The organism is Larkinella insperata (assembly GCF_026248825.1).
GTDB lineage: Bacteria > Bacteroidota > Bacteroidia > Cytophagales > Spirosomataceae > Larkinella > Larkinella insperata.
Genome location: NZ_CP110973.1, coordinates 3979051 through 3993287, shown reverse-complemented (window position 1 = coordinate 3993287; position 14237 = coordinate 3979051). Strand labels below are relative to the sequence as shown.

The following is a 14237-nucleotide window of genomic DNA, read 5'->3' as shown; positions in this document are numbered from 1 at the left end:
CCTTTTTATCTCCGTCCGAAAAGTATCCTCCGGCGTTGCGGGTTATCGTTTCTGCCCTGATAATTTATATCGCCGATAGCCTTTGTCCTCAATCCATCCGCTCAGGGGCAAAGCTCAAGCCCTTCTTAAGCCTGGCAGCCTTAATGATGATCAGAGCGTGTTTTTAGTCTTCTCAACAAAAGTATGCTCTGATCATGAAGTTCGATGCGGGGCAAGTGCGGCAACTAAGGGGGGCATTTGCGCTCATTTTCCCTTACCTACGGGCTCAGACGATTCAGCTCTCCGTCCAATCTCTGCACTACGGCTTCGGAAACTTCTTGCGCCGGTTCAACCGAATAACGGCGTATACAACAATACTGATGGTGACAATCAACAGGATTACCCAGGGCCAGGTGCCGTGATCGATGCGGCCGTTCTCGGCAAAGTACGTGTACAGTATCACCGCGATAGAAACCGGAATGACGGCTTTCAGAATATCTTTCATCTCAGCAAAGCAACTTAATGATACATCCCTGTTCATACTACCAGGTCCGTTCACTGCGAACGATACCGTAGTAACCAAAGGATCAGGCAAATTGGCGTCGTGAGTAAGCGAACGGTCCGGGCGCTGGGAAAGGGAGCGCTTGGGCAAGTTTCAAATTAGTTGCCGGTGTAGTTTTGACAGATGTTGCAACCATTTTCCGGCCGAATGGGTCCTTGAAAAAAAGCAACCTGTTATGCGTATCGCACTCTGTGCCGTCTTTTTAGTGACTCTACTTGGCTGTGATCGGGAGGTGGATCCGGAGTGCGTCGAAAAGCCGTCGCCCGATCCGGTAGCCTGTACGTATGAACTGAACCCGGTATGCGGCTGCAACGGCAAAACATACGACAACCCCTGCATTGCCAAAGCCTATGGGATTACCCGGTACACCCCCGGCGCGTGCGGCAAAAATTAAGCCGCATCCGGGCGGTAACAAGCCTGACCGACCCATCGACTTGACTACCCCCGGTCAAAGCCAACAAACGGCTTTCTGTTTCGATCGGTGAGGGTATCATTTTTCAAACTTCCCGAACTCCATACTCCCCGTCCAGCAGGCCCCCGTCAGCCCCGTCGGTAATTTTTACATAAAATTATGTTGATCGGGAATCTTTTGCCTACGCGATTTGTACTGTAATAAAATCTATTACAGAATGAACAGCAGCCGGTTTTCCATCGCCATCCACATTCTGACCCTGTTAGACCGGGCCGGTGATGAACGGTTGTCGTCGGAATACCTTGCCGGGAGTGTGAACGTCAATCCGGTTTTGATCCGCAAAGAAATCAGCAACCTGCGCAAAAAAGGGTTCGTTAGCAGTAAGGAGGGCAAAAATGGTGGCAGTATGCTGGCCAAACCCGCCAACCAGATCCTGCTGTCGGAGGTTTATGAGGCCGTGCGCGAGTCGCCTTTGCTGGGGAAGAACAAAAATAACCCCAACCCGTCCTGCCCGGTCGGTCGGCAAATCAACACCCACCTCGATCATCTGTTTACCGATGCCGAGAAGGCGCTGATTGCCAAACTCCATCAAACTACGCTGGCGGATTTCAGCCAACAGTTTAATTAATTTTTTTAGCCAATACTGTAATAAAATCAGCTACAGTAATGCAAATAGAATTACCCAATAAATACCATAAAACAAGTAAAACCATGAAAATTGCACTGATCGGGGCCTCGGGTTTTGTAGGCTCAAGTTTGTTAAATGAAGCCCTGAACCGTGGCCACGAAGTAACGGCCATTGTGCGCCATCCGGAGAAAATAACCGCAGAAAACGAGCGGTTAACGGTTCAAAAGGGTGATGCACAGAACGACGACGATGTGGCATCGCTGGTGGCGGGTCATGATGCGGTCGTGAGCGCATACAATCCCGGCTGGGACAATCCCAACATTTACGATGACTCGCTGGTGGGCTTGCAGGCCATCCAGAGCGGCACCAAAAATTCGGGCGTAAAGCGTCTGCTGGTGGTTGGGGGAGCCGGAAGCCTGGAAATCGCTCCGGGTTTGCAGTTGGTCGACACGCCCCAATTTCCGGAAGCCTGGAAAGCCGGGGCCCTGGCCGCCCGTGACTACCTGACGATTCTGCGGAAAGAAACCGATCTGGACTGGACGTTCCTGAGCCCCGCCATCATGCTGGAACCGGGCGAGCGGACCGGAAAATTCCGACTGGGTACCGAACAGCCGGTATTCGACGCAAACGGCGACAGCAAAATTTCGGTTAATGACTTATCCGTTGCCTTGCTCGACGAGCTGGAAAATCCCCAGTTCATCCGCCAGCGGTTCACGCTGGGTTACTGATCCATGCAGCTTTGCGCGTTATTGAGCTAATTTTTACAAGACTGACGACCGCAAGGTTCTAAAAAGGGCCACGCGGTCGTCAGTCTTGTAAGAAGCGGAGAAACTACCAGGGTGGGTTACGAATGCGATTCAAACGGCAATGGGCAGCGATACGTAGAAGGTCGTTCCGAGGTTTGGTTCACTCTCAAACCAAAGTTTGCCCCGCTGCGCTTCGGCGTACTCCTTGCACAAAAACAGCCCCAGCCCCACCCCTTTTTCGTTATTGGTTCCGAAAGTTACCCGCGACTTCATCGAAAATAGCGTCTCCTGATCTTCGGGTTCAATACCCCGACCGTTGTCACTTACCGAGATAACGCAATGAGCGCCGGACGGCACGGCTTTCAGGTTAACAAAACCGCCGGACGGAGTAAATTTCAGCGCGTTTCCTACCAGATTCCGGACAATTAAGTGAAGCATGTTACTGTCTGCAAGCACGTGCACATCCGGATTGCTTATTACTTCTAAATGAAGTCCTTTCTTTGCTGCCAGCGGTTTATATAGTTCAGCGATGGAGACCAGTATGGAGGCAACATGAACCTCTGTACGATTTACGGTTAAACCGTTCATCTGGGAGGTCGACCACGACAATAAATTGGACAGCATTTCCTGCGTATTACTAACCACGTCGATCAAATCCGATTTGATTTCCCGGCGCAGATCTTCATCTAAATCTGTCTCCTGGATGATTTCAAGGTACTGCTGAATGGAAGCCAGGGGAGCGCGCAGATCATGCGAAACAATGGAAAAAAGCTTATTTTTCTCCGCATTCAGCCGCTCCAGAATGCCCGATTTTTCTTCCACCTGCCGCTTTTCGGTTTTGTACGCTTTCCGAGAAAATCGCGTTGCCAGATAGATTAGCGCGATCCCCACCACATACGTTGACGCCACATCGATAAGATAATTTAACCGGCTTGAATAACCGGCTAGAATCGCTTGGGGATAGTAATATTCGGTATACAAAAGGCCCAGAACAATCAGGATGTTTAAACACAGCCAGAAAGTAGCTTGGCGGGTTGGTGCAATAATCGATACCAGAAAAAAGGTCAGCATAAACAGCAGCAGCGATGAGCCGACAACGCCTGCATTAAAGAAATAATTAACGGCCAATAACAAACTCGCTAAAACCCCGGCAACGGTTATGCTGATGTAAAATTTATTTTTAACCCGGCAGAGATAATAAAGCGCGGAAAAAATAAAAAACAAAAGAGTGGAAATAGCCGATGCCTCCTTAAGTCCGATGTAATAATTAAACGGTATGTTATACAACGTGACCAGAATCAAAATCAGGCAGGTTGCGTTGAAGATACGGCTTTCAAGCGTAGCTTTTCCGGGCTCACCAACTAGGGAAGCAAATGATTGTTGAATAGAATCAAAAAAAGGTTTTTCCACGTAATGTGCGTATTGTAACGGCCATGCATCCCACTCAAGTATCCGGCATGAGCCTAATAAAAATAGGTGATTAAAGTTTTACATTAATCACCTATTTGCATGAATATATTATACTATTTTTATTTGACAACCTTCATGACTCCCTGCATCAGCGTATGGTGACCCGGGAAGGTGCAAACGAACTGGTAATCACCCGGGGTTGTGGGCGCTACAAAATAAATGGACTCTGTACTTTCGGGTTGCATCAGGTTGGTGTGGTACAACACGTTCGGCGTCACCGGCACATACTGCATTTTGGACCCGTTCAGGTTCAGCTTCAGGGCCGCATCGCCAACGGCATTGGCGGTGGATGGCTTCACAATCACACAGTTGTGCAGCATATCATCGTTGTTGTTGAATACCCACTTCACGCGGCTACCGGCTTTGACCTCAACCTGCGTTTTATCAAATTTCAGACCCGGTACGGTACCGATCGTAATCACCTGATCAGGGCCGTTGGTCCAGTCGGCGGGTTGTTCCGTAATGCGCTTAACGGCTGAGGTTTGCGGTTTGCCCCCGATGGCCTTGCCTTTCCCGACGGCGGCCCCTACTCCACTGGCGTTCGACGCCATCGCCATGTCGCCGTGGTTGTGTTTGGCCGGAGCCGCAATGGTCAGCTTCGTACCCGGCGCAATGTGATTCAGGGTGTAATACCCCGTATTGTGCAGCAGTGCCAGCCCGGTTGCTGACTTGATCCCTTCGGCTTTCAGCTCATGGATGTATCCTTCGCGCAGCGTGGTATCAGCCACAATTCTGACTTTTAAACCGTTATCGGCCACTACAACGCCCCGGATGGGCACCGTACGCGCATCTTCCACCGGACTACCGTAGGTTTTGTGGTACTTATACGTGAAGCTGTTCAGGCTGTACGACGCCAGGTCTTCGGCGGTTTTCTTGTCAACGGGTTGGGTAAACTCCACTTCAAAACCGTCGGGCATCGAGCGAATGGCTTTCATCTCAAACGGCGTCAATCCCGTCCAGACCAGCCGCTGAACGCCAAAGGGGTCTTTCCCGGTGGCCGCCCAGCCCCGGCTGGTTTGTCCCACAAACATGGAACCGTCCAGCCCCCAGGCCATCCGCAGAATACCGGACTGGAAACCCGACCGGAACGCAAAAACCGCCCCCTGATACTTGCCATCCACTTTTTCCAGAAACACCCGCATGATTTTGCTGTGGCCCTGATCGCCCACAAACAACTGCCCGTCGAACGGCCCAAACCGGTTGGCGGTGGTATCTTCCAGAATATCGGAGGTCGAAATCCCCAGAATGGTGTGCGGGAACCAGATCGCCGGTTCTTTCAGATTGGGAATGGATTTGACCATCTCGTGCATCGGTTTTCCGGTGCTCGGCACGTCTTCCGGCTTCAGTTTCAGGGGTGAACCCGGCTCTGAAGTCCATTTTAAACCCGCCGGATTTCCGGCAAAATCGCCCAGTTCGAGGTGGGTCATCCGCCCCGATCCAACCCAGTCACCCTGGTTTTCGGTGTAGAAAATGCTACCATCGCGCAGTTGACGATAACTTGACGGAGAACGCAGCCCCGTAGCGAACGGTTTCAGCTCGCCTTTCTCGTTGACTTTCAGCATCCAGCCCCGCCATTTGGCCAGACTGGCCCCGTAGCCAATCCAGTCGAGGTTGAGCGTAATGAGCATGTCGCCATCCGGCAAAAACAGCGGGCCGTACGAATATTCGTGGTAATTTCCCGACAACGGCCATTTGACAATGGACCGGTATTCGTTGGCTTCATCGTCGCCGTCGGTGTCGATCATTTTGGTCAGTTCGCCCCGTTGGGTGGCCCAGAAAGCGCCCTTGTTGTAGGCCAGTCCGAGGGGTTCGTGCAAACCGTACGCAAACCGTTTGTACTGCGGCTGGCGGCTGCCCTTCATATACGGGTTGCTGATAAGCCAGACCTCGCCCCGGCGCGTTGAAACACCCAGCCGACCGTCGGGCAGCACGGCCATCCCGCCCACTTCGAGTTGAACACCTTCGGGCACCGGAACCGTAATCAGCCGGTAATAATCATCTTCCGTCAACGGACGCTGAGCCAGCGCAGCAGCGGAAAGAAAGAGGGATAGAAAGAGAAATGAGAGTTTATTTTTCATGTTTTTAGAACTAGGCAATTCGGGAGCCATTTTCGGTTTCGCGTTCGGTTTGCAGCAGGGTTACTTCGCCGTCGTGGCCAAGCGCCCCCAGCACCAGGCATTCGCTCTTGAACGTCGCAATTTGCTTGGGTGGAAAATTTACAACCGCCACGATCTGCATTCCCAGTAAATCGTCCGGCTGATACAGCCTGGTCAACTGGGCCGAGGACCGTTTAACGCCTTTCGGGCCAAAATCAATGGTCAGTTTGTAAGCGGGTTTGCGGGCTTCCGGAAACGCATCCACGGCGATAACCGTACCGGTCAAGATTTCCACCTTTTCGAAGTCAGCCCATGAAATTGTGTTTTCCATCACTTACCACAAAATGGAATACTGAACCGTTGTCGATCCGCCTTTTACGTTGACCGGCATCACCAGCTCCTGCTTACCGGAATTGGTACGCACACTCGGCTTGGCTTTGGAATCAAGCTGGATAAAATATTTTCCATCCACGGAGTACAAGCCTTTGGTGACCTCTTCCAGCGACGCCCCTGACGCCAACCGGCAGTACAGCGACTCGTTCTCCGGTCCTTTCACCGTCAGTGTCCGGGTGAACGACTTGCCGTCGGTGCTGGGCATTACGGCATCCGTCACGTCCAGATCCCGCAGCCGGTACTGCATCATCGGGTAGCCTTGCTTGTCCATCGTCAGCCCCTTGTAACTCAACTCGTTGTCAGACAGGCTATCGGGCCAGAACTGCGTAGAATTGGCCAGCAGCGCCAGCGGATTCTGGGCCGACAGGACCGCCAGCGTTCCCAGCGGTTTAAGCAGTTGCGGCTCTCCGCGCTCGTACCACATTTCGGTAACGTCGGCAAACGGACCGCGCCAAACCTGCAACAACGCGCCCTGGTTCAGATCAACGGTGTAGTTCAAACCCGTCGGGCTGCCCACGGAAATACAATGGGTCTTCTTTTTGGGACCATAATTGACAAACGACCGGATAATGGACGGTTTGGTGGTGGGTTCGACCGCAATTTCACCGACGGGGTCGGGTTCCGGCAGCGAAGCCCGCGGGTGCAGCGCCTGAAACTTGGTATCGGGGGCCGAGATGAAGAAACCCAGACCCGGCCGGGGCCACGACCGCCCGAAAAACAGCTTGAAGGAATGCTTGCCCGCCGTCAGGTTGATTTTGGCCGTATTCATGTAACCCAGATCGAGCCGGGTGTTGGCCAGCACTTCCTTGCCGTCGATGTGCAGAGCCGCCCAGCCGCCCTGTTGCAGCGCCACGGTATAGGGTCCGGTTTTGTCAACCACCAGATCGCCGGTATACAGAATACCGTGCCAGCGCGGCTGCCCGAAGGAAACCTCGTAGGTCAGCGCCGAAACCGTATCTTCCTTGACCAGTTTCAGGTTAGCCAGTTCGGCTTCCGAAACCGTCTCGGTGCGGTTTTCGTATAATTTGTACCGAATGTTGGTCAGTTTGGCCACCTGCCGGTCGGAAATCAACTGATACCCGACATTCCGGATGGCAACGGTTCCTTTTTTAACGTTCAGCGCAAGGGTTCCGCTTGTTCCGCCGGTTGCCCGGGGCAGTACCAGGTTTTCATACAGCGTAATGCCATTGAGCGTCATTTTTTCCAGCGTAGCCGGTCCTTTGCCCCCGCCCTGCAGCTGCACTTCCAGGGGTTGCCACAAGCCGGGGGCTTTCCCCGCGTTCTGCAACGGCAGCAGCGTAGCGCCTTCAACCGACCCGAATGTATTCGTGTTGATGGCAGCATTGCCCCAGTTGTCGGCCAGACGAATATTGGTTGAACCGAGCGACAGGGTGGCCTCGGCGCCCGGCGAGAGCATTACGTCCATGACCAGCCGAACGTCGTTGGCGTTGGTCAGCAAGGTAACCGGCTGGCCCGGCGTACCGACCAGCACACCACTTCCATTTTTTGTTTTACTATCCGCTTTTAAAGGGTTCACCAGAACCGAAGCAGCCGGTTTCCAGTTGGACGGCAGAGAAGTCAGCCGATCGGTGGGTAAAGGCGTTAAAGATTCGTCAACAGACTGGGCCCAAACCGGCACCGCTCCCGCCATAAGCAGGCAGGCCGTTCCCCGGCTGAACCATCGTAGAATGGGGTTCATCAAATAAGTAAAGTTTCAGTGTTTAAAGCAATTAGTTGCAAGTCTGATGGATTGCCTACTTACTTTGTAAAAAGTGAAAGTAACATTTTTTTTCGCCGGCAAGCAAACCCGAACGCTTCGAATTAAGAACGGATCAGGTTTACAAAAATAATGTATTCCGATTTTATATTTTAGAATAATTACGGTGGCTAAAAATCCCTTCATCTCATGAAAAAACCGTCCTTTCCCATGACCAAGAAGTTCCTGCTGGCTGAAGTTACCCTGGCGGTTCTGTATTCGGTTTTTACGAGTCTAGCCGGTCCACTCCCCTCCGGTGACTCGCCCGCCAAACGAGCCGTTTTGCCCGCCCCTGATCCCGACAACGGTGGTTTGAAACTCACAACCGGCTTTGGAGCCCTGACAGTAGCCGACGGTCTGGGCACCGCCCGGCACATTGCCGTTGACGAGAACGGGACGGTTTTTGTTAAACTTAACAAACTAAAGGACGGCAAAGGCATCGTTGAATTACAGGACACCAACGGCGACGGTAAGGCCGACAAAACCGTTACGTTTGGCAATTACGCCGGAACCGGTATGGCAATTTACAACGGCTATCTGTATGCGTCGTCCGACACCTCGGTATACCGCTACAAAATGACCAACGGCGTAGTCGATCCGGCCACCCCGCCGGAGCCCATCGTGGTGGGCCTGACGCTGCAACGGCAGCACGCATCCAAACCGCTGGCGTTCTCGCCCAGCGGCAAACTGTACGTTACGTTCGGCGCGCCCTCGAATGCCTGCCAGGAAAGAGACCGGGTGAAAGGCTCAAAAGGCATGGACCCCTGCCCCATCCTGGAGCAATACGGCGGCATCTGGGAATTTGACGCCAACAAGCCGAACCAGAAACAAAGCGACGGAACACGCTACGCAACCGGCATCCGCAACGCCGTAGCCATCGACTGGAACACCGCCAGCAACACGCTCTACGCCCTGCAACACGGCCGCGACAACCTCAACAACTGGGGCGGTAAATTCACCGACGAGGTCAGTGCCGAATTGCCGTCGGAGGAATTTCTGATGGTGAAAAAGGGGTCGGATTTCGGCTGGCCCTACTGCTACAACGACCACGAACAGAACAAGAAAGTGCTGGCCCCCGAATACGGCGGTGACGGCTCTAAAATTGACCGCTGCGAGGGCAAAGACAAGCCGATTATGGCTTTTCCGGGTCACTGGGCACCGAACGACGTGCTGTTTTACACCGGAAATCAGTTTCCGGCCAAATACAAAAACGGCGCGTTTATCTGCTTCCACGGCTCCTGGAACCGCGCTCCGATGAAGCAGGGCGGTTACTTTGTGGCCTTTGTGCCGTTCGGCAAAGACGGAAAGCCGTCGGGCCAGTATGAAGTGTTTGCCGAAAACTTTGCGGGGGTGGCGGAACAGGGCAAACCCGGTACGAACGCCAACGCCGGAAAGCTCGACCTGACCAGCCCCGGCCAGGCCCAACACCGCCCGATGGGGCTGGCTCAGGGTCCAGACGGTTCGCTGTACATTACCGACTCGGTGAAAGGGAAAGTCTGGCGGGTTATGTACACGGCGAAAAAATAAGCACTTGGGAGAATTTCCGGTACTCAGCCACGGGCGGAGCGGTTTGCCGTTGGCCCGTGGCTGAATTGTATCTACTCGTATAAGTCGTCTACGTCCAGATTCGCCAGTTCGACCAGCAAACCGCTCAGTTTCTGCGTCACATCGTCGAAATACCGCTTGCCTTTCTCGGCGGTTGCGGCTTTGGGGTTGCCAATTCCCGTATCTTCCGTCACCTTCGACCATTTGCGTTCGGCCCAGGCCCAGCCTTCCCGCAGCCCCTGAACCTTCCAGGTTTTGGCGGCCCCATCGCCCGCTTCCTCCAGCGGCAGCACCAGATCAGGGCGCAGATGCAGCAGCAGGCTCGTTTCCATCTCGTCGGCGTGGTCGCCCTGGTATTCGTCGAAGTACTTTGTTTTGTCCAGCGTGTTAAACCAGGAGCAGGTGCTCAGAAACATGTTGGGGTATGCAACGCCCAGTTCACGCAGCATGGTTCTAAAATCATTGCCGCCGTGGCTGTTCAGAATCAGCAGCTTGCGGATTCCCTGCCGGTTGAGTACTTCAATGATGTCGTTCAGAATGGCTTTCTGGGTACTTGGGTACAGGTTGATATCCAGCAGTATATCCGCCTGGCCGGTATTGACCCCAAACGGAACCGTAGGCAGCACCATCACCTTCGCCCCCTGCTCCCAGGCCAGCCGCGCCGACTCGGCCGCAATGGCATCGGCTTCGATAACGTCCGTGGCGTAGGGCATGTGATAATTGTGGGCTTCGGTGGCTCCCCAGGGCAGGATAACCAGGTCGATGGGGTGATCGTGAATGTGTTTCCAGTTGGCTTCGGCAAGGATGTAAGGGCGCATGGTTTAGATAACGTTATTTCGCTGCGTTGAGCGGAGAACAATGGAGGTAATCAGAGAGAAATCCGCTCAACAATGGTGCTCTCTGATCCACGCTGCGAATTAACTTTTTTATTCGCAAACCGGCTCAAAAAATCTTGTCCAAAACCATGATTTCGTATCGGCTTCTACCGTACCTTGCACCCGATAGCCCACTTCCCTATCTACACCTGGCTATGGACAACGTTGAGTTACTATCCCGCATTCAATTTGCCTTTACGATTGCTTTCCACTACATCTACCCACCCCTGAGCATTGGCCTCGGTGTGTGCCTGGTCTTCATGGAAGGCTTGTATTTGAAAACCAAAGACAAAGTTTACGAAGAGCTGACCCGCTTCTGGGTCCGGATTTTCGCGCTCATTTTCGGCATCGGCGTTGCAACCGGCATCGTCATGGAATTTGAATTCGGCACCAACTGGGCGGTTTACTCCCGCTACGTCGGCGACATTTTCGGCAGTGCGCTGGCCGCCGAAGGAATTTTTGCATTTGCGCTCGAATCGGCCTTTCTGGGCATCCTGATTTTCGGCTGGAACCGCGTCAGTCCGCGCGTCCACTTTATGTCGACGGTTCTGGTGGCGTTGGGCTCCATGTTTTCGGCGCTCTGGATTGTAGTGGCCAACTCCTGGCAGCAAACCCCCGCCGGGTACCGCATCGAAGGCCAAGGCATGAAGGCCCGCGCCGTGGTAACCGATTTCTGGGAAATGGTGCTTAACCCGTCGTCCATCGAACGGTATTCACACGTTTTGATCGGGGCGTTTCTGGCGGGTTCGTTTCTGGTGCTGAGCGTGAGTGCCTGGTACATCCTGAAGCGGAAATACGAAGTGCATTCGCAGAAAGCGTTTAAAATTGCGCTGTGGGTGGCGGCCATTTCCTCGCTGGGGCAACTGTTCACGGGCCATAAATCGGCGGAAGTGGTAACGGAACACCAGCCCGCCAAACTGGCCACGATGGAAGGGCACTTTGAGACGGCCCCGGCGGATATGTATCTTTTGGGCTGGGTCGATGCCGAAAAACAGAAAGTGACGGGGTTGAAAATACCGGGCGGTTTGTCGTTTCTCGTGCACCAGGATTTTCAGAAGCCCATTCCCGGCCTGAACAGTTTCAAGCCCGAGAACCGTCCCAAAGCCGTCAACTTCGTTTTTCAGACCTACCACCTGATGGTCGGGATCGGCATGACGCTGATTGGCCTCTGCTGGCTGGCCATCTTTTTGTTGTACCGCCAGAAACTCTTCCAGACCCGCTGGCTCATGGCGGTTTTCGTGGGGGCGGTGCTTTTGCCGCAACTTGCTAACCAGGTAGGCTGGTACACCGCCGAGGTAGGTCGGCAACCCTGGGTGGTCTACGGCCTGCTGCGCACCTCCGACGCCCTGTCGCAGGCCGTCAAAGCCGAGCACGTGCTGATTTCGCTGGTGCTGTTTACCCTGGTTTATGTGGTGCTGTTCCTGCTGTTTCTCTACCTGCTGAACAAAAAAATTCAGCACGGCCCCGATGTCGAGCAGGAGGACCTGGCATCACCTCGTTCAAAATTTAACCCATCTCCTATTTAATTGTGAATGAGCGATTGAGCGAATAGCTCCGCAGGGAGCATGCATCTGGCAGGGCTATCCACTCAATCCTTCATTCGCTCATTGAAACTTATGGACACCATTCTCGGTCTTGATCTTCCCACCTGGTGGTTTTTACTGATTGGCGCCCTGATCAGCGGATACGGTATTCTCGACGGTTTTGACCTGGGCGCGGGCGCATTGCACCTCTTTTTCCGCAAAGAACAAAGCCGCCGGATTGCCCTGAACGCCATCGGTCCGGTTTGGGACGGCAACGAAGTCTGGCTGGTCATTGGAGCCGGAGCGCTGTTTGCGGCTTTCCCGCTGGTATACGGCACGTTGCTGTCGGTATTTTACCTGCCGTTTATCGTGTTGCTGGTCGCGATTATTTTCCGGGCCATCTCGATTGAATTTCGGAGCAAGGAAGAAATGAAGTGGTGGCGCACGCTCTGGGATGTCTGCTACTGCCTGTCCAGCGCGTCCATCGCCCTGCTGTTCGGCCTGATTCTGGGCAATCTGATCCAGGGGCTTCCACTGGACAAAGATCACCAGTTTGTCGGGCGGCTGCGGGATTTTTTCAATCCTTATGCCCTGCTGATTTCGGTGACGGTTTTATCGCTGTTTATGCTGCACGGAGCGATGTACCTGGCCATGAAAACCGAAGACCGGCTGTACGCCCGCATGACGGTTTTGATCAACCAGACCAGCAAATTTTTCATCCTCTGCTTCATTACGGCTTCGATGGCAACGCTGATTTACGTGCCGCACATGGAAGCTATTTTCCACAAATACCCGCTTTTTTTCGCCCTGCCCCTGTCGGCGGTGCTGATTGTGCTGAACATGCGCCGGATGATTGAGCAACGGCGGTATTTGCGCGGTTTTATCTCGTCGGCCATCACAACAGCGTTGCTGCTGATTCTGTTTGCCTCGGGTCTGTACCCCAATCTGGTGCTTTCCAAAACCGACGCACGCGGCCACATCAGCATTTACGAAGCCGCTTCGACGGACGGTTCACTGCGGACGATGCTGCTCTTTGCGGCCATCGGCATGCCACTGGTGCTTACTTACACAGTGTTTGTTTTCTGGACGTTTCGCGGAAAAGTGAAGCTGGAGGAGCACAGTTATTGAAAAGCGTTCTTTTGCGCAGTAAGAAAAGCTGTTTCCCGGAGCAAAGCTGAATCTTCGCTCCGGGAAACCTTTCTCAAAACCTTCCCAAAGCGACTTCCAGAACCTTATCTTTTCCGGCCGCAATTTCATCTTTCGTATTAACTACCCGGATTTCGGGTTCGATTCCGATGCCTTCGTAGTTCCTGCCATCGGCAGCCCGGAAATCGCCCGGCGTTACGCTGTAAATCCAGCCGTTGGGCAGTTCGCGCTTCGGATTATCCGAGAAAACACCGTAGGTTTTATCGCCCAGGTGCGTCACCGTGGCGATTTGGTTCATGGCCAAAGTAAACGTTTCGCCCGCGCTGGCCGTGATGCGGTTCGTCAGCAACACCACGGGTTTTGTGTATTGGCTTTTGCCGGCAGGCTCGACGTACCACTCCACCGGGGCCGTGAAATCCGTGTGCTTCGGACCGTTGCGAAACCGGGTGGTCATGAACAGCTTTCGCTCCGAAGCAAACCGTCCGGCCACGTGCTGGCTCGACCGGTCCAGCCCACCGGGCACATTTCGGACATCCACGACCATGCCCTTCGTATCGGCCAGGGCCGCCAGCACATCATCCATTGCCCGCTCGTAAAAATTCGGCTCCAGACCAAAATCCGTGATTAGAACGTAGCCGACGTTCCCGGCCAGTTTTCCATAAAGAACGCTTAAACCGTTTGGGCCGCTTACTTGTTTCGCATCCCGCACGTACTTTTTCACCACCTCAACGCTGAATTCGTCCAGCGGATACACCGGGCCGCTGTCGTACCGGCGGTAATTTGGTCCCGGTTTCAGCAACCAGAGGTGGCCGTTGTTTAGCTCGCCCAGCAGCCCGGAAAGTACGTCAAAAAGCTGGTTGTCCGACATGCCCGGTTTGATCTGCGCCTGGTATTTCTGCTTCATGGCGTTCCAATCGAGGTTCTGAACGTCGAACAAACCGTACATCCGGTCGAACTCCTGCCAGAGCACTTCAAAATTGGATTCGGGCGTGTTGGCCGGTTCGGGACCCACGGCCAGGTCGTTGCAGGAAATCGTCACCAGCGTCAGCAGAAGCAACAGGGCGGATTTTAGAGGATACTTTTTCATGATTTGCTTAATTTGTTGT

Annotated in this window: 13 protein-coding genes; 6 read left to right on the top strand and 7 right to left on the bottom strand. The window is 53.7% G+C overall.

The window, feature by feature from the left end; all coding sequences use genetic code 11:
• Positions 1–298: 298 nt before the first annotated feature.
• Positions 299–484, bottom strand: coding sequence for a hypothetical protein (locus OQ371_RS16020; protein WP_265989129.1), 186 nt, complete (start codon positions 482–484; stop codon positions 299–301).
• Between the two features lie 232 nt (positions 485–716).
• On the opposite strand from OQ371_RS16020, the gene OQ371_RS16015 reads away from it, so the two are divergent.
• The 3 genes from OQ371_RS16015 to OQ371_RS16005 all read left to right on the top strand — a co-directional run bounded on the left by OQ371_RS16015 (position 717) and on the right by OQ371_RS16005 (position 2309).
• Entirely contained in the window at positions 717–935 is a 219-nt protein-coding gene (locus OQ371_RS16015; RefSeq protein ID WP_265989127.1) for a Kazal-type serine protease inhibitor domain-containing protein, read from the top strand.
• Positions 936–1170: 235 nt separating this feature from the next.
• Positions 1171–1581 (top strand): Rrf2 family transcriptional regulator, encoded by a 411-nt coding sequence (locus tag OQ371_RS16010; RefSeq protein WP_265989125.1) that lies wholly within the window; start codon positions 1171–1173, stop codon positions 1579–1581.
• An 83-nt stretch (positions 1582–1664) separates the two neighbouring features.
• Entirely contained in the window at positions 1665–2309 is a 645-nt protein-coding gene (locus OQ371_RS16005) for an NAD(P)-dependent oxidoreductase (protein WP_265989124.1), read from the top strand.
• Between the two features lie 129 nt (positions 2310–2438).
• Here the strand turns inward: OQ371_RS16005 and OQ371_RS16000 are convergent, their stop codons facing one another.
• From OQ371_RS16000 to OQ371_RS15985, 4 genes are all read right to left on the bottom strand, one after another.
• Positions 2439–3737: an ATP-binding protein gene (locus OQ371_RS16000; RefSeq protein WP_265989122.1), complete on the bottom strand. Its 1299-nt coding sequence runs from the start codon at positions 3735–3737 to the stop codon at positions 2439–2441.
• Between the two features lie 119 nt (positions 3738–3856).
• Positions 3857–5875, bottom strand: a complete 2019-nt coding sequence (locus OQ371_RS15995; protein WP_265989120.1) for a plastocyanin/azurin family copper-binding protein — start codon at positions 5873–5875, stop codon at positions 3857–3859.
• Between the two features lie 10 nt (positions 5876–5885).
• Entirely contained in the window at positions 5886–6224 is a 339-nt protein-coding gene (locus tag OQ371_RS15990; protein WP_265989119.1) for a tRNA-binding protein, read from the bottom strand.
• A gap of 3 nt (positions 6225–6227) precedes the next feature.
• Positions 6228–7985, bottom strand: coding sequence for a PA14 domain-containing protein (locus OQ371_RS15985; protein ID WP_265989118.1), 1758 nt, complete (start codon positions 7983–7985; stop codon positions 6228–6230).
• Positions 7986–8192: 207 nt separating this feature from the next.
• Between OQ371_RS15985 and OQ371_RS15980 the strand changes: the two genes are divergently transcribed.
• Positions 8193–9569, top strand: a complete 1377-nt coding sequence (locus OQ371_RS15980) for a PQQ-dependent sugar dehydrogenase (RefSeq protein WP_265989117.1) — start codon at positions 8193–8195, stop codon at positions 9567–9569.
• Positions 9570–9640: 71 nt separating this feature from the next.
• Here the strand turns inward: OQ371_RS15980 and OQ371_RS15975 are convergent, their stop codons facing one another.
• Positions 9641–10405, bottom strand: a complete 765-nt coding sequence (locus OQ371_RS15975) for a creatininase family protein (RefSeq protein WP_265989116.1) — start codon at positions 10403–10405, stop codon at positions 9641–9643.
• 212 nt (positions 10406–10617) lie between these two features.
• On the opposite strand from OQ371_RS15975, the gene OQ371_RS15970 reads away from it, so the two are divergent.
• On the top strand, positions 10618–11988 hold the full coding sequence (locus tag OQ371_RS15970) for a cytochrome ubiquinol oxidase subunit I (RefSeq protein ID WP_265994320.1): 1371 nt from the start codon (positions 10618–10620) through the stop codon (positions 11986–11988).
• A gap of 90 nt (positions 11989–12078) precedes the next feature.
• Positions 12079–13113: a cytochrome d ubiquinol oxidase subunit II gene (gene cydB, locus OQ371_RS15965; RefSeq protein ID WP_265989115.1), complete on the top strand. Its 1035-nt coding sequence runs from the start codon at positions 12079–12081 to the stop codon at positions 13111–13113.
• A 73-nt stretch (positions 13114–13186) separates the two neighbouring features.
• Here the strand turns inward: cydB and OQ371_RS15960 are convergent, their stop codons facing one another.
• A complete protein-coding gene (locus tag OQ371_RS15960) occupies positions 13187–14218 on the bottom strand; it encodes a S41 family peptidase (RefSeq protein ID WP_265989114.1) in 1032 nt (343 codons plus the stop codon).
• Between the last annotated feature and the right edge of the window lie 19 nt (positions 14219–14237).

Excerpts from the sequence above, each read along its gene's own strand:
- OQ371_RS16020 (WP_265989129.1), bottom strand. The coding sequence starts at position 484 with ATGAAAGATATTCTGAAAGCCGTCATTCCGGTTTCTATCGCGGTGATA.
- OQ371_RS16015 (WP_265989127.1), top strand. The coding sequence starts at position 717 with ATGCGTATCGCACTCTGTGCCGTCTTTTTAGTGACTCTACTTGGCTGT.
- OQ371_RS16010 (WP_265989125.1), top strand. The coding sequence starts at position 1,171 with ATGAACAGCAGCCGGTTTTCCATCGCCATCCACATTCTGACCCTGTTA.
- OQ371_RS16005 (WP_265989124.1), top strand. The coding sequence starts at position 1,665 with ATGAAAATTGCACTGATCGGGGCCTCGGGTTTTGTAGGCTCAAGTTTG.
- OQ371_RS15995 (WP_265989120.1), bottom strand. The coding sequence starts at position 5,875 with ATGAAAAATAAACTCTCATTTCTCTTTCTATCCCTCTTTCTTTCCGCT.
- OQ371_RS15990 (WP_265989119.1), bottom strand. The coding sequence starts at position 6,224 with ATGGAAAACACAATTTCATGGGCTGACTTCGAAAAGGTGGAAATCTTG.
- OQ371_RS15985 (WP_265989118.1), bottom strand. The coding sequence starts at position 7,985 with ATGAACCCCATTCTACGATGGTTCAGCCGGGGAACGGCCTGCCTGCTT.
- OQ371_RS15980 (WP_265989117.1), top strand. The coding sequence starts at position 8,193 with ATGAAAAAACCGTCCTTTCCCATGACCAAGAAGTTCCTGCTGGCTGAA.
- OQ371_RS15975 (WP_265989116.1), bottom strand. The coding sequence starts at position 10,405 with ATGCGCCCTTACATCCTTGCCGAAGCCAACTGGAAACACATTCACGAT.
- OQ371_RS15970 (WP_265994320.1), top strand. The coding sequence starts at position 10,618 with ATGGACAACGTTGAGTTACTATCCCGCATTCAATTTGCCTTTACGATT.
- cydB (WP_265989115.1), top strand. The coding sequence starts at position 12,079 with ATGGACACCATTCTCGGTCTTGATCTTCCCACCTGGTGGTTTTTACTG.
- OQ371_RS15960 (WP_265989114.1), bottom strand. The coding sequence starts at position 14,218 with ATGAAAAAGTATCCTCTAAAATCCGCCCTGTTGCTTCTGCTGACGCTG.